Here is a 24,241-nt window from a genome sequence, read left to right on the forward strand (position 1 = left end):
CGTTTTTCTCTGGAAAATAGTTTACAATGTAATCAAGTTACAAATGATATTCACCTTAAAAAGTGTGCATTTGTGTCTATTTTTTAACAATATATCAAAAACTATTGCCTTCTATAAATTAATAGGTTTATATTGTTTTATTGGCATAGTTTCAATCCAAGGAGAAAGGAGATTTTCAATCGTGCAACTAAAGAAAGCGTTTTGGAAGTTGGCTTCACTTCTTCCGTTATCATTACTTCTGTTCCTCGGTGGCTGTGATAAAAAACTCGCAGTATTAAATCCGCAAGGACCTGTTGCAAAAGCACAGTATGATTTAATTGTTTGGTCATTCTTGCTTATGTCATTAATTATCGCAATTGTATTCATTCTGTTTACAGTCATCTTGATTCGTTATCGTGAAAAACCAGAGAATATGGACTATGAGCCACCTGAACAACACGGTAACACATTACTAGAAATTATTTGGACGCTTGTTCCTGTTATTATCGTTATCGCATTATCGATTCCAACAGTAAAAGCAACTTATGCTTCGGAAGAGGTTCCGAAAGAGTCCAAACATATTAAACCAGTTGAAATTTATGTTACATCTGCAAACTGGAAATGGTTATTCAGTTACCCAGAGGAAAAAATTGAAACCGTTAACTATTTAAACATCCCAGCTGGTGTACCAATTCAATTCAAACTGACTTCTGTCGGCCCAATGAATGCTTTCTGGGTACCAGAACTTGGTGGTATGAAGTACACAATGGATGGCATGATTATGGATCTTTATTTACAAGCTGATAAGCCAGGTTCTTACCTAGGCCGTAGTGCGAACTTCTCTGGTGAAGGATTCACACACATGGAGTTCGAAGTTGAAGCAAAAACTAAAGAGAAATATGACAAGTGGGTTAAAGAAGTACAAGAAACTGCTCCTAAACTAACAGAAGCTAAGTACAACGAAATTGTTAAACCTGGTGTAGTTGGTCGTATGACATTCTCTAGTCACCACTTAAGTTATGTAGATCCAAAATCACTTGAATATTGTGATTACAACTACTACAAAAACAAAAAATAATAGCTATTATTCCAACAGATTGGAGTGAACACAGTGAAGCTTGATGAATTCTTTGTCACAGGTGACCCGATTATTTACGGTGCAGACGCTTCTATCGTTCTTGTGACATTAGCAATCATTTTCGTACTAACAAAGTATAAAAAATGGAAATGGCTTTGGGACGAATGGTTGACAACTGTTGACCATAAAAAAATCGGAGCCATGTATATTATTTCTGCGGTTATCATGTTATTCCGTGGTGGTATGGATGGTTTAATGATCCGTGCACAGTTAACATTCCCAGAAACAACTTATTTAAACGCTGAACACTATAACGGAATCTTTACAACGCATGGTACAGTAATGATTCTTTTCATGGCAATGCCATTCGTTATGGGATTAATGAACCTTGTAGTCCCATTACAAATTGGTGCTCGTGATGTTGCATATCCGTTCTTAAATGCTTTAAGTTTCTGGTTATTCTTTGTCGGAGCAATGTTATTCAACATCGCTTTCGTAATCGGTGGTTCTCCAGACGCTGGGTGGACTTCTTACTTCCCAATGGCAGGTACAGAGTTTACTTCAGGCGTAGGAAATAACTACTACGCAATTGCATTACAGATTTCAGGTCTCGGTACGCTAATGACCGGTATTAACTTCCTTGTTACTATCTTAAAAATGCGTACACCTGGTATGACTTTAATGAGAATGCCAATGTTTACTTGGTCAATCTTAATTACAACAATTATCATTATTTTCGCTTTCCCAGTATTAACAGTTGCTCTTGCATTAATGACATTTGACCGTCTATTCGATGCTCACTTCTTTACGATGGCGAGCGGCGGTATGCCGATGTTATGGGCCAACCTGTTCTGGGTATGGGGTCACCCTGAAGTATATATCGTTATTTTACCGGCATTCGGTATTTTCTCTGAAATCATTAGTACATTCTCACGTAAGCGTCTATTCGGTTACAGTGCGATGGTATACTCAATGGTTGCAATTTCTTTACTAAGTTTCGTCGTATGGCTTCACCACTTCTTCACGATGGGTGCAGGTCCAGCGGTTAACTCATTCTTCTCGATTTCGACAATGGCGATTTCGATTCCAACCGGTGTTAAGATCTTTAACTGGTTGTTTACACTGTATAAAGGACGTATCCGTTTTACAGTTCCAATGCTTTGGTCATTGGCATTTATTCCAAACTTCGTAGTCGGTGGGGTTACAGGGGTTATGCTTGGAATGGCAGCTGCTGATTATCAATACCATAACAGCTACTTCCTAATCGCTCACTTCCACTACGTATTAATCGCAGGTACAGTATTCGCTATGCTTGCTGGATTCACATTCTGGTATCCAAAAATGACTGGTCATATGTTAAATGAACGCCTAGGTAAATGGACATTCTGGATCTTTATGAGCGGATTCAACATCTGTTTCTTCCCAATGTACTTCTTAGGTTTAGACGGTATGACTCGTCGTATGTACACTTACTCTGAAAGTCTTGGATGGGGATGGCTAAACCAAATCGCATCTGTTGGTGCGGTAATGATGGGTATCGGCTTCCTACTTCTTTGCTACAACGTAATTTGGAGTGCACGTCACGGTGAACGTGACACAACTGGAGATCCATGGGATGGTCGTACACTTGAATGGGCAACTCACTCTCCTGTACAACATTACAACTTCGCGAAGCTTCCTGAAATTAAAGAAGCTGATGCTTTCTGGTACATGAAAAAACGCGGAGAAACAGTTACACCAGCAGCAGAAGATATCAAACCAATTCACATGCCAAGTAACTCTGGTGTGCCTATTATTGCGTCTGGATTCTTCGGTCTTGCAGGTTTCGCATTAGTATTTAGCTGGTTCTGGCTTGCAGCAATCGGTGGAGTTGGTATTTTAGCTTGCTTAATCTATCGTTCATTCGATTATGATGAAGGTTACTATATCAGTGTTGATGAAATTAAAAAAACAGAACATATAGCATGAGAGGTGAAATGACATGGCGGCTTTAGATAAAAGCTTACCTTTGGAATATCAATCCGAACAAAGCAGATTGAATATCCTAGGATTCTGGATTTTTCTTGGGGCTGAAATTATGCTGTTCGCAACACTTTTCGCCTCTTATCTAGTCCTTGCTGGTCGTACGGCAGATGGCCCAACACCAGCGCAATTGTTTGAACTTAAAACGCTTTTAATTCAAACATTACTACTTTTAACAAGTAGTTTTACATGCGGTATCGTAATTCATGAAATGCGTAAGCATAACCAAAAAGCGATGCTTGGATGGTTCGTCCTTACATTACTTTTAGGTGCAGGTTTCCTATTCTTTGAGATCGAAGAGTTCATTATGTACATTGGTGAAGGCGCAACAATTCAAACAAGTGCTTTCTTATCTGGATTCTTCGTTCTTCTTGGAACGCACGGAGCTCACGTAACAGGCGGTATCATTTGGGCAACTTGTGTTATTATCCAAATTTTAAAACGAGGTTTAACACCAGTTACAGCTCGTAAAGTATTCATTATCAGCTTATACTGGCATTTCCTTGATCTAGTTTGGGTCTTTATTTACACACTAGTTTACTTGAACGGGATGGTGGCGTAAATGGCTCAAAACAACAATCAAGCAAACGGGCATGCGCATAGCGGATTCCCTTGGTCACACGTTTTCGGATTTATTTTATCGCTTGCATTAACGTTTCTAGCGTTATACGTGGCACTTTACACAACATTGCCACTTTCAACAGTCTTAACAACTATTATCATAATGGCTGTTGCGCAAGCATTGTTACAATTAATTATGTTCATGCATTTAAAAGAAGGAGAAGGAAGAGTTCAAATTCTTACAATGATATACAGTTTCTTCGTTGCAACTGCAACAGTTGGTTTAACTGTATGGATCTTCTTCTCAATGTAATGTACATGAAAAAGACTGCTGAGATTCCTCAGCAGTCTTTTTTTTATCCCCTCCCCTATTACATCCACATTACGGAATTAACAATAGAATCATGAAAAATATACTTATTATGACAAATGTTAAGAAAAATCTTTCTTTATGAAATCGAATCCATATGCGTTGCTTTTCTACCTATTATATGGCTAAATAGGTACTATATTTATTTGAAGGGAGAGAACGCAATGGAACATCATACTTCTGTTCTATCACTTATGGTTGTCGTTGCAATCGCGTTTTTCGTTCCCCTTTTGTTACAACGCTTTAAATTAAAAGCACTTCCTGTTGTCGTTGCAGAAATTATTGCAGGAATCTTTGTAGGTAAAAGTGGGTTTAATATTATTGAGCCAGATATATGGCTTCAAGTTTTATCAACATTAGGATTTATCTTCCTCATGTTCTTAAGCGGTTTAGAAATTGATTTTTCTATCTTTAAACAAAAAGGGAAAAAAAATACGACAAACGAGCCAAATACATTTCAAGTAGCAAGCATTATCTTCTTATTTATTTTCATCTTATCTTATGCCCTATCATTACTATTCGTATGGCTAGGATTTGTAGATAATGCAATGTTCATGACTTTAATTATTTCAACTATTTCTTTAGGTGTTGTTGTACCAACATTAAAAGAAAACAACCTAGGAAAAACTGCAATCGGACAAATCATTTTATTAGTTGCTGTTATTGCAGACTTAGTTACAATGATTTTACTCGCTGTTTTCGTCGGATTAAATTCCGAAAGCGGTCAAAGTATGTGGCTCTTACTTATTCTATTCGGTGCCGGTATTGTCATTTACTTTATTGCAAAACGCTTTAAAAACATTCCATACTTAGATAGTTTAAAAGCTGGTAGTGTACAAATTGATACACGAGCTGTTTTTGCACTCATTTTAATCTTAGTTGGGTTATCGGAATCTGTTGGAGCAGAAAATATTTTAGGTGCCTTCTTAGCAGGTGTACTTGTATCGTTATTATCACCAAATGAAGATATGGTGGAAAAACTTGATTCTATCGGCTATGGTTTCTTCATCCCTATTTTCTTCGTAATGGTTGGTGTAAATCTAGAGGTGTGGTCTATTTTCAAAGAACCTTCTAGCATGCTAATGATTCCAATCTTAATTGTAGGACTCTTTATTTCGAAACTCTTACCATCACTCGTCTTAAGAAAATGGTATCCACGTAATATCGTACTTGGAAGTGCAATCTTATTAACATCGACACTTTCTTTAGTTATTGCGGCTGCACAAATTGGTGAAAAACTGGAGATCATCAGTCCAAGTTTATCTGCCTCTCTTATTTTAAGCGCAGTTATTACTTGTATTTTTGCACCTATATTGTTTAAAAAAATGTTCCCAAAAGTAGAAACACCAAAACCAAAAGTAGCTATTATTGGCGCGAGCAGAATTACCCTTCCGTTATCACTAGATTTAAAACGAGAAGATTATGACGTAACGCTATATATGATGCGTCAAAACAAAATAAATGATGAAGAAGCGAAATCACATGACTTCCCTATCGTGAAATTAGATGACATCACAATCGCATCATTAACTGAACAAACAGCATTTGATGCAGATCGCGTCGTTGTTGCAACAAGCGATGATGAACAAAACTTATTATTGGCAGAACATGCAAAAGAGCTAGGTGTTGAACATGTTATTGCAAGTGTAGAAGATCCACTTCTACAAGAAAAAGCAACGCAAGAACATATCGCTGTATTCTCAACAATTAACTCTACACGTATTTTATTACGTGCACTTATTGATAAACCTAGTCTCGTTCGCTTAATTACAACAGCAAACGAAACAGTACGTGAAGTTGAACTGCGCAGCAATAAATATAACGGCGTTGCGCTTCGCCGCCTCCCGTTTTTAGGTGATGTACTTGTCATTCAAATCTACCGCGGTAACAAAGCATTAATACCACATGGTGATACAAGACTACAACACGGTGACACATTACTTGTAACAGGTTCAAAAGAACATATCGATACACTAAAAAACATATTAGAGTAAAAAAATGCCCCTCACATAATTGAGGGGCATTTTTTTAACTTCATATGGTAAAATGTTACTATCACATATTATGAGGATGGATCACATTATGTCTATTGTAACTTTAGCTCTTTTATTATTAGCAGAAATACTCGTTGCCATTATTCTCATCGGTGTTAGTATTGAGATTTGTAGTTACGGATGGAAAAAATCGAATGGAATAAAATATTCTTGCCTCCTACTTTCACTCCTTCTCGGAACTGCTAGCATACTCGGACTTCTCGCCGCACCTGCTTATTTCTTTATACAATTAACAGAAAAGGCCTTATAAGAAAGGATGTTAATATGATTATCGTGAAAAATATTGAGGGATCTGAAACTTACGTATTACGTCAAAAAATTTTACGCCCCAATCAAACATTAGCAGATTGTAAATATCCTTCCGATTATGAAACAGACACCTTCCACTTAGGCGCATTTATAAACGATGAACTAATTAGTATCGCTTCCTTCTCAAAAGAAATATACCCTGACCTACCAGCCGGTATTCATTATCGTCTACGAGGAATGGCCACATTACCTGAGTTTCGAAACAACCACGCTGGAAGCTCCTTAATTCAGAATGCAGAACAAATCTTACAAGAGCGTCAAGCAAATATGTTATGGTGTAATGGCCGAATTACTGTAACTGACTATTACAAGCGATTAGGCTTTCAGGAGCATGGTGAAATTTTTGAAATTGAACCAATTGGCCTTCATAAAGTTTTGTATAAAAAGATATAAGAAAAGCTTTCCTCAATACGGGAAAGCCTTTCTTATATTTCAATCTTCTCTTTTTATTTTTTTCATATATATGTATATAAACAAACTAGGAACTAAAAAACAAGCAAACATAATAAGTCCTGTCATACTAATTTCCTTTATCGAAATATCTGGTGTTACAACGATACAAATAGCTAAAATCCCAATAATAATACCCACCGGAATGAATAATAGCTTCATAAAATAACGACGCGACACTCCGCCCGTATGCTCATACACTTCCACTGAATTTTTCAGATTTAAAAAGTTAATAATTATTATCCCGCCCATAAATACCATTAATAAATCCGAAACACTTTCATATCCTGCCCCTTGCAAGACATAGCGGTAAAAGACGATAGCTAGTATGACGATATTTTGTAAGATGAAAGCTAATCTAATATGTTTTAACCCTTCAATCATTAAACGTTCATCTTTCACGATTTTCATCCTACCACTCCTTTTCCTCCCAAAACAAATCATTCAACGTTTTATCTACTGCATAACAAATTTTTAAACATAAATCTAAAGATGGATTGTATTTCCCCTTCTCAATTAAACTAATCGTTTGCCTTGTAACGCCTACTTTTTCTGCTAATTGTTGCTGTGTTAAATCTAACTGAACACGCGCGACTTTTATTTTACTTACAGGCATTCATGTTCCTCCTCTATCTATATTGTAACATATATATTCCATTAAGTAATTTATATTTTACAAAACCAATTAAGTTTTCATCTTATCCCGATTGGTGCGGGCTAATACACAGTGAGGATATCCCCTACTGCCCATAGTTTCACTTTATTATACACAAAAAGGGAGCCTCCCATAAGAAGGCCCTCTCCTATATTTATATTATAAGAATAAATGACATCCAAATAAGAATGCAAATAAGTATAGTAATGGATGTACTTCCATCCCTTTACCCTTCACAATTTTCAAGACTGGATATACTAAAAATCCAATTGCGATTCCATTTGCAATACTAGATGTTAACGGAATACCTATAAAAATTAAAAATGCTGGTAACGCATCTTCAAATTCATTCCAATTAATATCTCGAATGCTTTGTGCCATTAAACTACCTACTATAATTAATGAAGGAGCTGTAATAGCGGCTACACTTGATAAAGAAGCAATAACAGGACTAAAAAATGCCGTTATAATTGTTAGACCAACAACTACAATCCCTGTTAATCCAGTTTTACCACCTGCAGCAATACCTGCTGATGATTCAATCGTCGCTGCTGTTGGGCTTGTTCCAAAGATAGAACCTGTAGTCCCGCCAATTGCATCTGCAATAAACGCTTTACCAAAACGCTTCTCTGTATTGTCTGTAATTAAACCTGCTTGTTTAATTAAACCGAGTAATGCACCTGTTGTATCGAATAAAAGTACAAGTAAAAATGAAAATACAACGCCGTATAATCCGTATTCAATTACATCTGAAAAGGCATTGATTGGGTTTGAAACGATGATACCCTCTGGTAAATGAGGCATCGCCACAATTTTATCAGCAAACTTCAATTGCCCTGTAAAGAAGGCAATAATTCCTGTCACAATCATACTAATAAATAATGCACCGCTCACACGCAATGTCATTAATACCGCCGCTAATATTAAACCAATTAAAGTTAAAATAACAGCTGGAGAATGAAAATCACCAATCGTAACTAAATTAGACGGATGATCCACGATAATTCCAGAAAGGCGCAATCCAATAAAAGCAATAAATAGTCCAATTCCACCTGCAATTGCATGCTTTAAACTATCAGGAATTGCTAAAATTAACTTTTGCCTAAACGAAGTAAAAGATAATAAAAGAAAAATAATCCCCGTTACAAATACAGCTGAAAAGGCAACTACATATGTAATCCCTTCTGCCTTCTGTACAACAGAATAAGCAAAATATGCATTCATTCCCATAGCTGGAGCAATAACAATCGGGTAATTCGCGAAAATCGCCATACCTACTGTTCCAACAACGGTTGCAATAATTGTTGCTGTAAACGCTTGGTCAAATGGTACACCTGCATCAGATAATATTTTTGGATTGATGACAAGAATATACGCAAATGTAAAAAAAGTTGTGATGCCAGCTAAAAACTCTTGCTTCACAGAAGTGTTATATTTTTGTAATTGAAACATGCTTATGTACCCTTCCTACACCTGAATTATTATCACACATTCTTTTTCTTACTAGTATGTGAGAAAATATAATACTTAATCTTAACAATCAATAAAAAGAAGAGTCAATATATTCCCTAATAGTTCGAATTTTAAGTTTAAGTCTGACAAGTACAGATGTAGTACAGTTCATTATGATTATTTTTGTAGCATAACAGATAGAAATGTTTTATAATTTGAAATAGTTAAATATTTAGTAAACGCATTCAAATATCGTTCACTCTACAAGGGGGATTCTTCTTATGCAGCACACAAACAAATCTGGAACTTTAAATCGTGGTTTAAAAGAACGACATATTACTTTAATGTCACTGGGCTCAGCTATTGGCGTTGGGCTATTTTTAGGATCCGCTTCCGCCATTAAACTAGCAGGTCCTTCTATTTTGCTAGGCTATATGATTGCCGGTCTCGTTATTTTTTTCATTATGCGAGCGCTTGGGGAAATGGCAATTGAACAACCTGTTGCTGGTTCTTTTAGTAAATATGCATATGATTATATTGGACCACTCGCTGGTTATATTACTGGTTGGAATTACTGGTTCTTATGGGTTGTTACTTGTATGGCTGAAATTACAGCAGCTGGCATTTACATGCAGTACTGGTTCCCTGATATCCCGCGCTGGACTTGGGCATTACTTGCTCTATTATTAATGAGCGCTTTTAACTTCTTATCGGTAAAAGTATTTGGAGAACTTGAGTTTTGGTTTGCTCTCATTAAAATTGTCACAATTATCTGTATGATAGTGGTGGGAGCTGGTATTATTTTATTCGGATTCGGAAACGGTGGTATCGCTACTGGTATTTCAAATCTTTGGTCACATGGTGGCTGGTTCCCAAATGGATTTTCTGGGTTACTACTCTCCATGCAGATGGTACTATTCGCTTATTTAGGCGTTGAATTAATCGGTGTTACAGCTGGTGAGGCTCAAAATCCGAAGAAAACACTCGCAAAGGCAATTGATAACGTATTTTGGAGAATTCTACTCTTTTACGTTGGGGCATTATTCGTTATGATGGCAATTTATCCATGGAACGAACTTGGTGAGAAAGGCAGTCCATTTGTATTAACATTCCAGCAAATTGGTATCGCAAAAGCAGCAGGTATTATTAACTTTGTCGTATTAACAGCAGCTCTTTCTTCTTGTAACGGTGGTTTATTTAGTACAGGCCGTATGCTATATACATTAGCTCAGCAGAAAAAAGCTCCTGAAAGATTTGGTCGTTTAAATAAAAATGGCATTCCAAGCCAAGGAATTGTAGCAACTGCTATCGTTTTACTAATTGGTGTTATATTAAACTATCTTGTACCTGCAAAGGTATTTACATGGCTTACTAGCATTTCAACTTTCGGTGCAATTTGGACTTGGGGCATTATATTAGTCGCTCAAATTAAATTCCGTAAAAGCTTGCCTACTCAAAATAAACAAAAGTTATCATATAAAATGCCTTTATACCCATTAAGCTCATATTTCTCACTTGCCTTCCTTGCACTAGTCTTATGTATAATGGCGTATTCAGAAGATACACGAATTGCATTGATTGTCGGCCCAATTTGGCTTATCGGCTTAGCAATCGTATATTACATGAAAGGGTTTCATAAGATTGATGAAACACCTAACTCAAAAATTAGTTAAGCAAAACATCCCTTCCTTATTACTTGGAAGGGATGTTTTTATATCTATACAAATATTTCTCAACAAAATTCACGGTATTTTTACAATTTTTTAATATTTTTTATGTTTTCCGTCTTTATTTTTACAGAAAAATAAATTACATTATTAAAGCACATATATTTATTATTAGGGGGATTCTTCTATGAAGAATAAAAAATGGATTACATTTTCTTTAGCAACAGCAATTACACTAAGTATAGGGACCTCGTTCATACCGTCTACTTATGCCGAAAGCTCTGTAGACCCAGCTCCTGAAATTGCTGCAAAAGTTGTAAATCAAAACAATGGGAAGACAGTATTATTCGATAATACACACGGTCAAACTGCTGGGACAGCTGACTGGGTTATTGACGGCGGCTTTTCTGACTTCGGAAACGGCATTGCAAAAAACGGATATCACGTAAAGGAACTTCGTAAATCAACACCTATTACGTACGAAGACTTAAAAGGTTACAATGTATTTATCGTTCCAGAAGCTAATATTCCTTACAAAAAATCTGAGCAGGACGCTATGTTACAATATGTGAAAAATGGTGGTAGTATCTTCTTTATTGCTGATCATTACAATGCAGATCGTAATAAAAATCGCTGGGACTCTTCTGAAGTATTTAATGGATATAGACGCGGTGCTTGGGATAATCCTGCAAAAGGAATGTCTAATGAAGAAGCAAATTCACAAGCTATGCAAGGAGTAGAAAGCTCTGATTGGCTCTCTGACAACTTCGGTATTCGCTTCCGCTACAATGCAATTGGTGATGTTTCAGCGAAAACAATTGTATCACCTGAACAATCTTTCGGAATTACAAAAGGTGTTTCGTCTGTAGCAATGCATGCTGGTTCTACTCTAGCAATTACAAACCCAAAACTAGCAAAAGGACTTGTTTACCTTCCAGAAAATCCATCAAAATGGAATAACGCTGTTGATAGTGGCGTTTATAATGGCGGTGGTATTGCAGAAGGCCCATATGCTGCAATTGCAAAAGTAGGACTTGGAAAAGCTGCCTTTATTGGTGACTCTTCTCCTGTTGAAGATGCTACGCCAAAGTACGTTCGTGAAGATTCTGGCCAAACAAAGAAAACTTACGATGGTTATAAAGAAGAAAACGATGCTATCTTATTAGAAAACATCGTAAATTGGTTATCGAATAAAGAGACATTTACAAGTTTAGATCAAGTAAATGGTTTACAACTTGATTCACCTACAGCTCTACAGACATTTGAACAGCCAAGCTTATCAACAGAACCACAACCTGAACCTTGGGGTGCACCAAATGCAGGTTATCAATGGTTTAATACAAATACTTTCAAACCAGGTTCATACGGTTATAATGGTGCGGTAACAACAAGCGACTACGTCGTTACACACCCTAGCATTCTACCAAACAATGAAATTTTCCAAATGAAGATTCAAGTAAACAACTTACTACCTAATACAACTTATAACAACTATTCTTTAGGTATCTTCACTACTGGAGGAACACAAGTGGCTAAAGTACAAAATGCAAACGGCACTTGGCCATCTACTTTTGGATATAGCAGTGCATTTTCTTTCACAACAAACAGCTTAGGCTCTGCTGAGAAAGTTGTAAATGTACAGATTGATTCAAATACAATTGGACAAGCAACGCTTCGTCTACGCCAAAATACAACAACGAAATATAATGAAACTGTAACAATTAATAAGAAATAATAAAAAAGGCAATCCATACATGGATTGCCTTCTTCTCACTTCTCTTCCTTCGAGAAAAACATTCTTGAAATAACGATACCTATACTACCGACGATTAGGAATAACACTGCCCTAATCATCATCGATACCTCTGGTAAGTCAAGTAAGAATAACTTCCCTACCGTTACGACTAAAACGACTAAACCAGCATATAATATTTCATTCATATTTCTATTTCTTCCAAACCAAACCGCAAATAATGCATATACCATCCATAATAACGATACTGATACACTAATTACGCTTCCATCTGTAGATAAAACTTCACCGATTCTCGTAATTGTAATAAATACAATTATCATAAACCAATAGAGCACTATAGAATACATATATTTGCCGAAGCTCGCTAATACTTCTTTCGCTTCTCTCATGCAATAATAGAACGTTCCTATTAAAATAAGATGAGCAACAAAGCCTGCCGAAATAAATTGATCAAACGGGCTAAAAATAGTCTGTATCATTCCAATTGCGTAAACCGTCGCACTAACATACAATTTTATCTGTTGTTTTACTTTAATAGAAGTGACCATGCCGAGGAAACCTTGTAATAATAGTACAATCGCTGCATTCACTAAACTATACTCATATAAAATTGCTAAACTAAATGCTCCCATTGCGAAACCAAATAAGAGATTTGTAAATGTAGAATGCCTATTTTTCCTATATTCAAATACGAACATAGCGGCATGCACGATTGCACTAATAATTAATCCCCATGTTGTAAAATCAGGTATTTTTGAAATAGCTAGTATAAAGAACACTGCATTTGCACTAAATATCGCCAAACGTGGTTCTAGTATAAAACTTCTCTCCGTAAACATATGCCAAAATAATAGTAAATGAATCAAACCATATACAATCGTTAACTGTATTTGCAAGTTCTCTACTAACATTGACATAACAGCAAAGAAAACGAAAAGGACAATGGCAGCAACAGCGTAAGAAATCATATATAAGTATTTATAACGATTTTTCAACGCATACCATAATAAACTAAGTGTTAATACTGTCTCATATCCAAAGAAAATATAAGGATTAGGAGTCGTACTATTTAACAAGAATGGTACGAAGAACGCTCCGACCGCTACGAAAATAGTGAGATATTCCGATTGATATCTTTTCGCTAAATAAATACCTAAAATAACCCATGCAATATTACAGAGAAACGCGACACTTGCCGGAATAAATCCATATAAATAATGTGCTGCAAACGTTGTTAGAACAATCCCGGTAATACTTCCTCCAGCTAATACTAACCCTAACGCCTGCCGCTCTCTTTTAATTTGAATATCTCCTATATAATACAATCCGATAGATAATACGATACCAAACACAATTCGTATCGCTGGTGTTAATAAGCCAGCATCTACCCCTGCTTTAAATAACCAGATCACTCCAAGCAACATAATACCGACAAATACACGCGGTAACCATGTTTGACAAAACTTAATAATATTAAATGGCTCTGGTTTAAAAGCAGATATATCTACTTGTTTTACCTGACGTTCTTGCAAAGGCTCTTTTATCTTAACTATTTCTTCTTTTGGCTTTTCCTCCATTACCGTTTCAATATATTCTTTCTTGTTCTTACTAACATGTTGCTGAGCGTTTTCTACTTCTATTTCCCTTTGCTTCACTTTTAATTCAGCAAGTGCTTCTTGAATTGTTTCAATTGCCGTTTCGAGTGCTTCTATTTTCTTATCCAAATCCTTCTTCATACGCTCCCCCCTCATTTGTAACTCTCATTAAACCTATATATTACCAATTATCTTTATCATACTCCTAGTCTATTCATTTTCAATAGTATTTTTTCCAAAAAAAGAAAGGCGTCTTCCAAAATCGGAAAACACCTTTTTACTCAGTTATTCTTATTTAAAACAATGCTAACGATGAAACCAAGACACATGCCTACAATAGCTGGAACAATCCACCCAACACCTTCTGTATAAAACGGAATGTATTTTAATGCTGACGTCCACTGATTCATCATTACATTTTTATTTAAAATATCAATTGCACTAAATATCGCTACAACCAAAACAGTTACTGCATATACGTATGCATACTTTCCAATATACTGATGGAATAACCCTAGAATAATAAGCGTTAACGCAATTGGATAAATAAATCCAAGAATTGGTACTGATACTTTTAAAATTTGCGTTAACCCTAAATTAGCTAAAATCATACTAACAACGCTTACTATAAATGCCCACAATTTATAAGATACTTTCGGAAATGCACTCGCAAAAAATTGACTACAAGACGTAACAAGTCCAATTGAAACACATAAACACGCGATAGTAAAAATAAGACCTAATAAAACGACTCCGCCCTGTCCAAATAATGTAATCATAACTTGTGCTAACACTTTCGCACCGTTATCGAATGTTCCTAATGAGCCACTAATTGCCCCCACATATCCAAGGATGACATAAATAATCGATAATAATAATCCTGCCCCAATGCCAGCAATACTCATATATTTCGCTAAACCTTTATCATCTTCAATACCCTTTGCACGTAATGCATTTGCAATAACAATTCCAAAGATTAAAGCAGCTAACGCATCCATTGTTAAATATCCATCTAAAAACCCTTGAAACATAGGAGCTTGTCCATAGTTCCCTATTGGTTCTTTCATATCTCCTACCGTTGTAAACATACTCTTTATAAAAATGAGTGCAATCATACATAATAATAACGGCGTCAAGACTTTTCCAAACAACCCCATTAATTTAGATGGGGATAAACTTAACCAGTAAACAATACTAAAGAAAATAACTGTGTAAAACAATAATAATCCGTTTCCTGCTTCAGGGAATAACTGACCTGGCCCCATTTCAAAAGCTAAACTTCCCGCACGTGGTATACCAAGCCCAGGTCCAATAAATACATACACGATACATGGAAAAATAATTGCAAATGAAGAATGAACCCTACCCGCTAACGTTTGAAAACTTCCTGCTTTTGCAATGGAGATAACACCTAATATAGGAAGACCTGTTGCTGATATAATAAATCCTACTAATGAAATCCAAACATGTTCTCCTGCTTCATATCCAAGGAAAGGTGGAAATATCAGATTCCCTGCTCCAAAGAACATAGAGAATAACATAAGGCTAATAAGTAAAATTTCTTTTTTCTGTAACAATTTCATTTCTTTCTCCTTCTTTAATTTCATCTTTTATGAAATCAATTTCACATATAAAAAGTACAATAACCCGCTTCCTTACAAAGAAAACATAGTCCATAGTCTATCACAAAAGAAACACCCATTCTATAGCTATTCCTCTTTTCCAATTTCTTCTGAAAAATCAACCTTTATTGACTTATAATAGTTAACAAGGTAAAATATTAAATGTACAAAATTATTAACTTTGTTTTTGTTTGTGTCAGGAGGAAAATAACATGGAATCAGCGATACAACTAGAAAGAGAACAACAAAGAAAAAAGAAACATCCTCCAGGTTTATACTTACTCTTCTTTACAGAAATGTGGGAAAGATTTAGTTACTATGGATTACGAGGATTATTAACATTATATTTAACGACAGCTTTAGTAAGCGGTGGTCTTGGGTTTAGTCCCGCATGGGCACTCTCTATTTACGGATTTTATACTGGAGCCTGTTATTTCACACCAATGATTGGTGGCTACTTAACAGACCGTTTTCTAGGTAGACGAAAAGCAATCACAATTGGTGGTATAACAATGGCAATCGGTAACCTTACACTATTTGCCTTGCAAAACCAATTAGGCCTATACCTCGGATTAGCGCTTATTATTATAGGTAACGGATTCTTCAAACCGAACATCTCTACACTGGTTGGAGAATTATACGAAGAGAACGATCCAAAACGTGATAGTGCATTTACCATTTTCTATATGGGTATTAACGTCGGGTCATTTTTAGCTCCACTCGTTTGCGGATTTTTATCAGAAAATTTATTCAAAACAACAGTTGATGGCGTTGTACATTACGGATTCCGTTACGGTTTCTTAGCCGCTTCAATCGGAATGATCATTGGACAAATTTTATTTACAACACTATCAAATCGCTTCCTTGGTAATATCGGTAAAAAACCAACTCGTGATTTACAAACAGCTGCTGGACAACCATCAGTAGGAGATACACCGTTAACAAAAAAAGAAAAACAACGTACCGCAGTTATCGTCATTTTAACATGCTTCGTTGTCTTCTTCTGGGCTGGCTTTGAACAAGCTGGTAGCTCATTAACATTATATACAAACAAATTTGTAGACCGCTCTGTGTTCGGATGGGAAGTTCCAACATCTTGGTTCCAATCGGTCAATCCATTATTTATTATTTTACTTGCTCCAGTCATTTCTGCATTATGGGCAAAACTTGCAACTCGCAAGCAAGGTGATTTAAAAATCCCAACTAAAATGGGACTTGGTATGATCTTGCTCGGTATCGGTTATATCATTCTCGTTATCGCTACATTAAAAACAGGTAGTGATGAACATAACATTACAGAAAAAGCAAACTTACTGTTTATCGTCTTTACGTATCTTTTCCATACGTTAGGTGAGCTATTCTTATCACCTGTCGGACTATCAATGGTTAGTGCGCTTGCTCCGGTAAAATTAGCATCTTTATTAATGGGTGTATGGCTAGCAAGTTCAGGTATCGCCAACATTTTAGGCGGACAACTTGCAAGCTTCACAACTTCACTTGGATACGCTGAAGTATTCACAGTTATTGGCGCTGTGGCAATTGTATTAGGCTGTGTTTTATTATTAATTTCTAAGAAATTAGTGAAATGGATGGATTAAAAAAGATGAGGAATTTCTCCTCATCTTTTTTTATACTGTTTTACCTTTTTCTATTGCTTGTTCGTACAGCTCTTTATGTTCTTTATATTCACTTGGTACGAAACTCTTATAGAAAAATGAGAACCAGCTATCTCCCTTTTTATACCCTTCTTCTCGAATTTCCGCTGCTTTTTTATTCGATTTAAATCCTTCAGTAAACCATTTCTTTAACAATTCATTTCGTTCATACTTAGCAAGAACTTTTAAATCATAGTTTTCAAATGCATACTTATAGCCAGCCTTTTCTACTGCCTTTTTTGTAGACTTATAGCCTTTTTCATACGCTTTTTCATATGCCTTCACGTATACTTCTTTCTCTCTATTTCCAGGATTCTTTTCAGCTAGTTCTTTCCCTGTCTTTTCCCCTAATTCAGCTTGCTCTTTTTCAATTTTTTCTGTTCTTTCTTTATTCCCTACTTTGAATCCGTCTGCAAAGTTTACCTTAAACTCTGGAGCAACTTGACTATCGTCCATTGTCTCTTGTGCTAAACCTTGTTCTTTTCCTTTTTCAAAATGCGTTTTCTTCTGCTCTTCTAAAGACCATGCGGCTGCATAAGTCGCTTTAAACGCTTGTTTATATGCATCAGATTTTCCAGCTACATGCACTTCTGCATCATTTTTTCCTGCTTTAAAATCAGTTTCTCCATTCTTTTGACCTTCAAGTTGACCTTTTTCCATATCAGCTTGGCGCTGCGCTTCCTCTTGCTTACGTGCCTCTTCAGCTTTTCTTTGTTCCTCGGCTACACGTTGTCTCTCTTCTTCAGCTTTACGCTGTGCTTCTGCAGCACGTTGTTTTTCAGCCTCAGTATTGCGCTGTGCTTCTGCTTGTCTCTCAGCTTCTACAGCACTATTATTATTCTGACTAGGAGCTAGGCTCGTTGCGCCACTACTAGAAGCTGGTTTATTGTGATAATGATATTCCCCGTACTGTAATCCCCACTTCTCACAATTTGTACGACACGTATGTCCGCCATTAGCATCTGTACGCCCTGGATGCGCATAAGCTGAAATTGGAGCTACCAATAACGCTATACTCGTTGTTAAAAGTAGTTTCTTCACCTGTTGTCTCACTCTTGTTCCTCCCAAAATATAGAATTCTAAATTTATTATACATAAATAGAAGAATAATTAAATGCAAACCGAAATATTCTATTATTTCTCAACATTAGTAAAAAAGAAGGGGAACTCTTTAAAGAGTTCCCCTTCTTTTTTACTTCTTCGCCTTCGTTCCTACTAAATCACCAGCAACAACATAACGCTTAGAATTGTCCTTTACAGATACACATGTAATAAGCGTTATCTCATCTTTCCCATGATCCTCTACAACTTCCCACTTATCAGGAGTCACTTCAGATACACCAGTAACCGCATACTCATATTCATTTTCATTGTCATACAAATAAATTTTATCGCCTTTTTTCAAAGAAGCTATATCACTAAATAAAACACCTTTTTTAGACATATTATGTCCTGCTAATGCGTAATTTCCTTTTCCCATAACTTGATTCTCTTTTACTGTCGCTGCACCTGATAATAAGTTTTTTTCAGTAGAAGCTTTTAAAACAGGCAGTTCTACTGAAACACTTGGAATCGAAATACGACCAATTACTTGTTTCTTATCTAATGATGCATTCGCTACTTCCGCCAAGTCTGGTTGATTAATTTTGGAAGCATCTACAAATTCCGTCTCATGCTTTTCATAATCCATCTTTTGAACAGCCTGCACATTTTCAGTCTGTTTCTTTTCAGCCTGATATCCATCATAAAATGGCTTTCCAATTAACACGCCACCTACAACAAATAGCAGAATTGCTACTATACTATAAATTCTTTGCTTATTCATACACAGTTCCTTTCCCTTACAAAATCTTACTCTATATAAAATGATAAAATAATATCGCTATATGTACAAGTATTAGCTTAAAAAGAAACCTTCTTGCCGGTGCAAGAAGGTTTCTTTTTAAGCTAATTTATTTCTGTATAGTGATACGTGAAATACTGTCATTTGAATAAAGAAAATAGAAAATAGAATATATAATGGGTATCCAGGAAGATATTCATTAATAATAGGCGAAAAAGTTAAAAATCCAACTGCACAAGGTAACACAAACCATAACGATACAAATGTTGTTCTACAAGCTTTATCCGTAATCGCTTTTTCACGTTCATCTTCTAGTGGAAATAATAATGGATACATCCAAAAAGATAAATTCTTATATTTTTTCTTTTGAATTCTATAAAAAATTGTAACTATAATTGCTCCAATAAATAATAAAATGAATGGTACTCCATTAAACCATACTTCAAACGGGAATTTCTCGTTTTTAATTATATCTGCTAACTCTGTAATAACACTATAAAATTCAACAAATGTCCAACATGCTAGTGCAGTATAGAGTACATTTATAATATAAGAAAAAACAATTCTATTCATCCTTTTCCCCCTCCTTATTTAAAACAAACACATCTTCCATCTTTAACTGAAACACATCACAAATCGTAAGTGCCAATAACAACGAAGGAACGTAATCCCCTTTTTCAATTGCTGCAATTGTTTGTCTCGTTACTCCAACCTTTTCTGCTAATACGCTTTGCGTAAAGTTAAAACGAGCTCTTAATTCTTTTACTCTGTTTAAAATGGTCAAATTTACCACCTCTCACCATTATTGTATGCTATTCTTAACAAAATGTAAACTCAACTTAACATTATTATTATAAAAAAATCCAACTCTACGTATTGTAAAGTTGGATTACTTGTTAGTTTAAAATTGTAACTTTAACTGTTCTTCTGCCCCAGCTACTTGATGAACCTTTATCTGGCATTAAAACATCAATTCTATGCCCTTTAATAGCCCCACCAGTATCGGCTGCAATTGCTACTCCATAACCTTCAACATTTACAGTCTTACCTAATGGAATAACATTTGGATCTACAGCAATTAATTTCATTCCTGGGTTTGCAGTTAGATTATAACCTTTACCACCTGGTCCCCATGCAGAAAATACTTGTTGACCTGGTGCATAACCATTTTCCCCTGGATCAGCTGTATAAGCTGTAGCTTCTACATAAATTTCTTTCCCACCAGCAGTTGGCTTAGAAGATGGTTCAGGTTGTGCAGGTTCTACCTTCGAATCATTATTAGCAACTGGTTCAGCTGGTTTACTAGCTTTTTCCTGCTTTTGCTTTTCAACAATTTCTGCTTGTGCTTTCGCTAAAGCTTCTTGCTCTGCTTTTGCAGCCGCTTCTGCTTTTGCACGCTCTTCCGCTGCAATTCTTGCTGCTTCTTGCTCACGAGCAATCGTTTCTTGTACTGTCTTCATATTTGATTCAATTTTAGCTTTTTCTTCCGCTGCTAAATTAAGTTGACTTGCAACTTCATTATATTTAGCTTGAACTGTTTGTAAGTTATCTTGACGCTTTTTCAAGTTATCTTGCAGTTCAGCTTGCGCTTTTGCTAATTTTTGTTTGTCTACTACTAAAGATGCTTCTTTTTCGTCAATTGTTTTCTTATCTTCTTCAATTTGACGAAGATCTTGTTCTTGTAGACGTAAAATTTCTTTATCAGCTTCTAGAATAGTAGAAACTGCGTTCATACGTTGTAAGAAGTCTGCAAAGTTTTTTGACTCTACTACAACTTCTACTACTAAACTTGTATTTGAACTGTTTTGAACAGAAACCATACGTTTTCTCATAATATCTTTACGAGCAAGGACTTTATCCTCCAAAACGACAATTTCTTGCTTTTTTTGCTCAATCTGCTTATGTGTTTCATCGATTTTACGTTGAATAGCAGCTTGATCCTCTTTATTTTTTGCAATTGTATTATTTAAATTATGTAGTTCGTTTTCGATACCTTTAATTTCTTTACTAACAGCTTGCTTCTCTTGCTCTTTCTTTTGCATTTCTGCATCGTTTTGTTGCAATTGCTGTTGCATGTTGTTAAGTTTCTCGTCGTTTGACTCTGCTTTAACAGCGACTGTACTAGAAAGACCGATAATTCCTGCTAATACTAGACAGCTGATTCGCTTAAAATAGTTCATAATCCGACTCCCTTCTTATACAGTTATACATGATTTATTTTACAGTTTGTTTACAAAACGATTAAATACAGTTTATTTTTCGTGACGAAAAAAAGAGAATTATGAATAAAATGTAATAGATTCTTAAATATTTAACAATTCCTATATTTAAAAAATACAAAAGATGCTAAAATCCAAATATAGAGAAAATATAACTTTCGAAGGCGGTTGAAATAAATACATGTTTACTCAAAAAAAATCACTCCAACATACAATTGCTCAATTACAAGAGCGTATACAAGAATTAGAAGCAGAATTAAAACAAAAAGATATCGAAAAGCAGGAGACTATTTCTACTATCCACGATCGTGTACAAAGCGTTATCCAAGAGCATCAACTTGTAAATAACCAACATAATACACTTCAAAATTTAGTTCAACAATTAAGTTCATGTTTCGAAAATGTTTCAACACGTACGACACATTCCAATGAGTTAAATAATGAAATGTTACAAAAGGAACAAAGCTTAATTCAGTCTATTGCAGAAATTATTGACTGCTCTAATGAAGGAAAAGAATCCGTTCACCGCTTACTTATTGTAATTAATAAATTAGGTGAACAATCTCAACGCACGTCTAATAGTATGAATCATCTAAGCGAACGCTCAAAGGAAATCGAGCAAATTGTAGAAGTCATTCAAAACATTGCAGCACAAACAAATTTACTTGCATTAAATGCGAGTATTGAAGCCGCGCGTGCTGGAGAGCACGGTAAAGGATTCGCTGTCGTTGCCAATGAAGTAAGAAAACTAGCGGAAAGTACAGCAGAAAGTACAAAAAACATCGGCAACTTAACGAAAAAAATTCAAGAAGAAATTGAAAAAGCATATGATAACACAAAAGATAATTTACATTTAGTCGATGAAGGTGTAGAAATGAGCGCCGATACAAATGCTAGAATTGAAAATATTTTAGTTATGATTCAAACGTTACAAAATGGTGCTACAAATGTTATTAAGGCTATCGAAAACCAAAAGTCTTGTAATGATGACATATTACGAGAATTTGCTAACACACAACAAATGTTCCAAAAATTAAATACTACTATTATGAATCATATTCATGATGCTGAAAAAGTCGATGTTCAATTATCTAAAAGTCTTCAAAGAACAGTGACTTCTTAATTAAAATTAAGAATCCCTTATACTGCTATAAGGGATTTTTATTTTATTTTGAATATTTATTTCTTTTCAATATTCATCCATATCTTTGTTATAATGGAAAAGTTGTTTCTTTCAACTAATAAACAAGGAGGTTATTATGGAACAATTTTACTACGTTTTAAAATATTTAATTCTCGGTCTGTTCCAAGGACTAACAGAACCAATTCCGATTTCTTCAAGTGGTCATCTCGTTTTAGCACAACATTTGCTAGGACTAAAAATAGAAGGGTTTAGCTTCGAACTACTTGTTAATTCAGCTTCATTATTAGCTGTATTACTTATTTATAGAAATGATTTAATTCGTCTAACAAAGAATGGTCTCTCTTATATATTTACAAGAGCAGAAGACGCAAAATCAGATTTCTTCTTTATTATTTATCTTGTTATTGCAACCATTCCAGCAGGTGTTATTGGTGTTTTATTTAAAGATTACATCGATCAGTACTTAAAAGGTGTGAAGATGGTTGGGGTTTCCCTTCTTATTACTGCTGTCGGCCTTTGGACTATTAGAAATTTACGCGGTCGTAAAAATGATGGCGACCTTTCTATGAAAGATGCAATCATCGTCGGATTAGCACAAGCTTGCGCACTGATTCCCGGAATAAGCCGATCTGGTGCCACAATCGTAGCAGCAATGTTACTTGGTATGAAGCAAGAAACAGCTCTTCGCTTCTCATTCTTACTATACATTCCTGTTAGCTTAGGTGGCTTATTGTTAAGCATTACAGACATTGCAAATGACCCAAATCTAGACACATTATTCGTACCATATGTCGTTGCATTCATCGCAACATTTATCATGACGTATATTTCACTAAAATGGTTTATGAACATTATGGCAAAAGGAAATTTAAAATATTTCTCTTTCTATTGTATTATCGTAGGTGTACTTACTCTTATTTTCTTATAAAGTAAAACTTACAAATTAAAAGCGAGTCATCTAGTGTAATAGAATGACTCGCTTTTTTATACCTTTATTAAGTTAAAACCTATTATTTACTTATAATTTTCAGAATAGTATAATATTTATCAAGTTCACTATTACAGTAATTCTATCTTTCCTACTATTATCGTAAAAGAGGTGTTTATATGTTTATAGTTACTAAACTCATTCACATTAAGTACGAATATGAAAATGAGCTACTTTATGGGATTAAACAATATTATCCTTCCCCCGGAACGAACGGTTGTATTAACATAGAGTTTTCACCTGTTCATCGTACAAATGATAAGGCAGAGTATATGATTCGTATGTTATGGAAAACACAACAAGATTACCATACATGGCTTTCTCAAAAAGAAGGCAATGAAACTTTGAAGCACAAAATACAAGGCTATATCCTTTCTTCCAAATCAAATGCTACCTATGTGCATTAATCCTTCTCTTTTTATTCCTTACGAGGGCCAAAATGATAAAGTTAAATTAATCAGCCCTCATCAATTGGGCTGTTCACAAATAACGAGATAAGGACCCTCTTACTTTTCATACTGTAAGAGGGCTTCTCTTATGCATACACTTTCTTCTCTTGACAATACAAACGAATAACATGTTTATTTTGTTGAAATACATCATGCGTCAGCCGAATAATAATAAAGTTTCGTTTTGTTTGATCATCATGAACAAAAATCTGTTCTCCCTCCTGAAAACGCCATGCACTTTCAAAAGTCGTAATATGATCCCCACTTACAGAAAAAAGTTCATATCGCATCTCTTGTACCCTCTCTCAACTTATATAATCACAATATCCTTATATTAAATTTATTATAACTTAATCCCTATCAAATTAGTAAT

Annotated in this window: 23 protein-coding genes and 1 pseudogene; 13 read left to right on the forward strand and 11 right to left on the reverse strand. The window is 35.3% G+C overall.

Annotated features, from left to right (window positions below; translation table 11 throughout):
• The first annotated feature begins 181 nt into the window (after positions 1 to 181).
• From QO049_RS25350 to QO049_RS25380, 7 genes are all read left to right on the forward strand, one after another.
• Positions 182 to 1,057 (forward strand): cytochrome aa3 quinol oxidase subunit II, encoded by an 876-nt coding sequence (locus QO049_RS25350; RefSeq protein ID WP_001176165.1) that lies wholly within the window; start codon positions 182 to 184, stop codon positions 1,055 to 1,057.
• Between the two features lie 33 nt (positions 1,058 to 1,090).
• Positions 1,091 to 3,025: a cytochrome aa3 quinol oxidase subunit I gene (qoxB, locus tag QO049_RS25355; RefSeq protein ID WP_000762367.1), complete on the forward strand. Its 1,935-nt coding sequence runs from the start codon at positions 1,091 to 1,093 to the stop codon at positions 3,023 to 3,025.
• A gap of 13 nt (positions 3,026 to 3,038) precedes the next feature.
• Positions 3,039 to 3,641 (forward strand): cytochrome aa3 quinol oxidase subunit III, encoded by a 603-nt coding sequence (gene qoxC, locus QO049_RS25360; RefSeq protein WP_000729318.1) that lies wholly within the window; start codon positions 3,039 to 3,041, stop codon positions 3,639 to 3,641.
• A complete protein-coding gene (gene qoxD / locus QO049_RS25365) occupies positions 3,642 to 3,953 on the forward strand; it encodes a cytochrome aa3 quinol oxidase subunit IV (protein WP_000068425.1) in 312 nt (103 codons plus the stop codon).
• Positions 3,954 to 4,174: 221 nt separating this feature from the next.
• Positions 4,175 to 6,004 (forward strand): monovalent cation:proton antiporter family protein, encoded by a 1,830-nt coding sequence (locus QO049_RS25370; RefSeq protein ID WP_000399972.1) that lies wholly within the window; start codon positions 4,175 to 4,177, stop codon positions 6,002 to 6,004.
• A gap of 52 nt (positions 6,005 to 6,056) precedes the next feature.
• Complete coding sequence (locus tag QO049_RS25375; protein ID WP_044129536.1) at positions 6,057 to 6,314, forward strand: DUF4022 family protein; 258 nt, start codon at positions 6,057 to 6,059, stop codon at positions 6,312 to 6,314.
• Positions 6,315 to 6,328: 14 nt separating this feature from the next.
• Positions 6,329 to 6,766: a GNAT family N-acetyltransferase gene (locus QO049_RS25380; protein WP_000587680.1), complete on the forward strand. Its 438-nt coding sequence runs from the start codon at positions 6,329 to 6,331 to the stop codon at positions 6,764 to 6,766.
• A gap of 39 nt (positions 6,767 to 6,805) precedes the next feature.
• On the opposite strand, the gene QO049_RS25385 is transcribed toward QO049_RS25380, so the two are convergent.
• From QO049_RS25385 to QO049_RS25395, 3 genes are all read right to left on the reverse strand, one after another.
• Positions 6,806 to 7,234, reverse strand: a complete 429-nt coding sequence (locus tag QO049_RS25385; RefSeq protein WP_000706629.1) for a hypothetical protein — start codon at positions 7,232 to 7,234, stop codon at positions 6,806 to 6,808.
• 1 nt (position 7,235) lies between these two features.
• Positions 7,236 to 7,439 (reverse strand): helix-turn-helix transcriptional regulator, encoded by a 204-nt coding sequence (locus QO049_RS25390; protein ID WP_284489594.1) that lies wholly within the window; start codon positions 7,437 to 7,439, stop codon positions 7,236 to 7,238.
• Between the two features lie 198 nt (positions 7,440 to 7,637).
• Complete coding sequence (locus QO049_RS25395; RefSeq protein WP_000487191.1) at positions 7,638 to 8,930, reverse strand: NCS2 family permease; 1,293 nt, start codon at positions 8,928 to 8,930, stop codon at positions 7,638 to 7,640.
• Between the two features lie 281 nt (positions 8,931 to 9,211).
• Between QO049_RS25395 and QO049_RS25400 the strand changes: the two genes are divergently transcribed.
• Together QO049_RS25400 and QO049_RS25405 are read left to right on the forward strand one after the other, a co-directional pair.
• Complete coding sequence (locus QO049_RS25400; protein WP_001164895.1) at positions 9,212 to 10,603, forward strand: amino acid permease; 1,392 nt, start codon at positions 9,212 to 9,214, stop codon at positions 10,601 to 10,603.
• 181 nt (positions 10,604 to 10,784) lie between these two features.
• Positions 10,785 to 12,332, forward strand: a complete 1,548-nt coding sequence (locus tag QO049_RS25405; protein ID WP_087964868.1) for a DNA-binding protein — start codon at positions 10,785 to 10,787, stop codon at positions 12,330 to 12,332.
• A gap of 35 nt (positions 12,333 to 12,367) precedes the next feature.
• On the opposite strand, the gene QO049_RS25410 is transcribed toward QO049_RS25405, so the two are convergent.
• On the reverse strand, positions 12,368 to 14,089 hold the full coding sequence (locus QO049_RS25410) for a DUF2339 domain-containing protein (RefSeq protein WP_000710928.1): 1,722 nt from the start codon (positions 14,087 to 14,089) through the stop codon (positions 12,368 to 12,370).
• Positions 14,090 to 14,229: 140 nt separating this feature from the next.
• Complete coding sequence (brnQ1, locus tag QO049_RS25415) at positions 14,230 to 15,531, reverse strand: branched-chain amino acid transport system II carrier protein BrnQ1 (RefSeq protein WP_000771691.1); 1,302 nt, start codon at positions 15,529 to 15,531, stop codon at positions 14,230 to 14,232.
• Between the two features lie 251 nt (positions 15,532 to 15,782).
• On the opposite strand from brnQ1, the gene QO049_RS25420 reads away from it, so the two are divergent.
• Entirely contained in the window at positions 15,783 to 17,168 is a 1,386-nt protein-coding gene (locus tag QO049_RS25420; protein WP_000443143.1) for a peptide MFS transporter, read from the forward strand.
• A gap of 30 nt (positions 17,169 to 17,198) precedes the next feature.
• On the opposite strand, the gene QO049_RS25425 is transcribed toward QO049_RS25420, so the two are convergent.
• From QO049_RS25425 to QO049_RS25445, 5 genes are all read right to left on the reverse strand, one after another.
• A complete protein-coding gene (locus QO049_RS25425) occupies positions 17,199 to 18,278 on the reverse strand; it encodes a YHYH domain-containing protein (protein ID WP_284489595.1) in 1,080 nt (359 codons plus the stop codon).
• Positions 18,279 to 18,417: 139 nt separating this feature from the next.
• Entirely contained in the window at positions 18,418 to 19,050 is a 633-nt protein-coding gene (locus QO049_RS25430) for a class A sortase (protein WP_001041724.1), read from the reverse strand.
• Positions 19,051 to 19,167: 117 nt separating this feature from the next.
• Positions 19,168 to 19,641, reverse strand: a complete 474-nt coding sequence (locus tag QO049_RS25435) for a DUF2178 domain-containing protein (protein ID WP_001080043.1) — start codon at positions 19,639 to 19,641, stop codon at positions 19,168 to 19,170.
• Positions 19,634 to 19,852 carry a helix-turn-helix transcriptional regulator gene (locus tag QO049_RS25440; RefSeq protein WP_000154020.1) on the reverse strand — a complete coding sequence of 73 codons (219 nt, stop codon included), beginning with the start codon at positions 19,850 to 19,852 and terminating at the stop codon, positions 19,634 to 19,636. The genes QO049_RS25435 and QO049_RS25440 overlap by 8 nt, the downstream gene beginning before the upstream one ends.
• 112 nt (positions 19,853 to 19,964) lie before the next feature.
• On the reverse strand, positions 19,965 to 21,248 hold the full coding sequence (locus tag QO049_RS25445; RefSeq protein WP_284489596.1) for a 3D domain-containing protein: 1,284 nt from the start codon (positions 21,246 to 21,248) through the stop codon (positions 19,965 to 19,967).
• A gap of 661 nt (positions 21,249 to 21,909) precedes the next feature.
• Here QO049_RS25445 and QO049_RS31005 point away from each other — a divergent pair.
• The 3 genes and pseudogenes from QO049_RS31005 to QO049_RS25460 all read left to right on the forward strand — a co-directional run.
• Positions 21,910 to 22,410: pseudogene (locus QO049_RS31005) on the forward strand (methyl-accepting chemotaxis protein); the annotation flags it as partial.
• Between the two features lie 136 nt (positions 22,411 to 22,546).
• Positions 22,547 to 23,359 (forward strand): undecaprenyl-diphosphate phosphatase, encoded by an 813-nt coding sequence (locus QO049_RS25455; RefSeq protein WP_284489598.1) that lies wholly within the window; start codon positions 22,547 to 22,549, stop codon positions 23,357 to 23,359.
• A 179-nt stretch (positions 23,360 to 23,538) separates the two neighbouring features.
• On the forward strand, positions 23,539 to 23,826 hold the full coding sequence (locus QO049_RS25460) for a hypothetical protein (protein WP_284489599.1): 288 nt from the start codon (positions 23,539 to 23,541) through the stop codon (positions 23,824 to 23,826).
• A gap of 128 nt (positions 23,827 to 23,954) precedes the next feature.
• Here the strand turns inward: QO049_RS25460 and QO049_RS25465 are convergent, their stop codons facing one another.
• Positions 23,955 to 24,158 carry a hypothetical protein gene (locus QO049_RS25465; RefSeq protein WP_001268332.1) on the reverse strand — a complete coding sequence of 68 codons (204 nt, stop codon included), beginning with the start codon at positions 24,156 to 24,158 and terminating at the stop codon, positions 23,955 to 23,957.
• Between the last annotated feature and the right edge of the window lie 83 nt (positions 24,159 to 24,241).

Origin of the sequence: Bacillus sp. RB3, assembly GCF_030164735.1 — a bacterium.
GTDB lineage: Bacteria > Bacillota > Bacilli > Bacillales > Bacillaceae_G > Bacillus_A > Bacillus_A cereus.

Excerpts from the sequence above, each read along its gene's own strand:
- qoxC (WP_000729318.1), top strand. The coding sequence starts at position 3,039 with ATGGCGGCTTTAGATAAAAGCTTACCTTTGGAATATCAATCCGAACAA.
- qoxD (WP_000068425.1), top strand. The coding sequence starts at position 3,642 with ATGGCTCAAAACAACAATCAAGCAAACGGGCATGCGCATAGCGGATTC.
- QO049_RS25370 (WP_000399972.1), top strand. The coding sequence starts at position 4,175 with ATGGAACATCATACTTCTGTTCTATCACTTATGGTTGTCGTTGCAATC.
- QO049_RS25375 (WP_044129536.1), top strand. The coding sequence starts at position 6,057 with ATGTTACTATCACATATTATGAGGATGGATCACATTATGTCTATTGTA.
- QO049_RS25380 (WP_000587680.1), top strand. The coding sequence starts at position 6,329 with ATGATTATCGTGAAAAATATTGAGGGATCTGAAACTTACGTATTACGT.
- QO049_RS25385 (WP_000706629.1), bottom strand. The coding sequence starts at position 7,234 with ATGAAAATCGTGAAAGATGAACGTTTAATGATTGAAGGGTTAAAACAT.
- QO049_RS25390 (WP_284489594.1), bottom strand. The coding sequence starts at position 7,439 with ATGCCTGTAAGTAAAATAAAAGTCGCGCGTGTTCAGTTAGATTTAACA.
- QO049_RS25395 (WP_000487191.1), bottom strand. The coding sequence starts at position 8,930 with ATGTTTCAATTACAAAAATATAACACTTCTGTGAAGCAAGAGTTTTTA.
- QO049_RS25400 (WP_001164895.1), top strand. The coding sequence starts at position 9,212 with ATGCAGCACACAAACAAATCTGGAACTTTAAATCGTGGTTTAAAAGAA.
- QO049_RS25405 (WP_087964868.1), top strand. The coding sequence starts at position 10,785 with ATGAAGAATAAAAAATGGATTACATTTTCTTTAGCAACAGCAATTACA.
- QO049_RS25410 (WP_000710928.1), bottom strand. The coding sequence starts at position 14,089 with ATGAAGAAGGATTTGGATAAGAAAATAGAAGCACTCGAAACGGCAATT.
- brnQ1 (WP_000771691.1), bottom strand. The coding sequence starts at position 15,531 with ATGAAATTGTTACAGAAAAAAGAAATTTTACTTATTAGCCTTATGTTA.
- QO049_RS25420 (WP_000443143.1), top strand. The coding sequence starts at position 15,783 with ATGGAATCAGCGATACAACTAGAAAGAGAACAACAAAGAAAAAAGAAA.
- QO049_RS25430 (WP_001041724.1), bottom strand. The coding sequence starts at position 19,050 with ATGAATAAGCAAAGAATTTATAGTATAGTAGCAATTCTGCTATTTGTT.
- QO049_RS25435 (WP_001080043.1), bottom strand. The coding sequence starts at position 19,641 with ATGAATAGAATTGTTTTTTCTTATATTATAAATGTACTCTATACTGCA.
- QO049_RS25445 (WP_284489596.1), bottom strand. The coding sequence starts at position 21,248 with ATGAACTATTTTAAGCGAATCAGCTGTCTAGTATTAGCAGGAATTATC.
- QO049_RS25455 (WP_284489598.1), top strand. The coding sequence starts at position 22,547 with ATGGAACAATTTTACTACGTTTTAAAATATTTAATTCTCGGTCTGTTC.
- QO049_RS25460 (WP_284489599.1), top strand. The coding sequence starts at position 23,539 with ATGTTTATAGTTACTAAACTCATTCACATTAAGTACGAATATGAAAAT.
- QO049_RS25465 (WP_001268332.1), bottom strand. The coding sequence starts at position 24,158 with ATGCGATATGAACTTTTTTCTGTAAGTGGGGATCATATTACGACTTTT.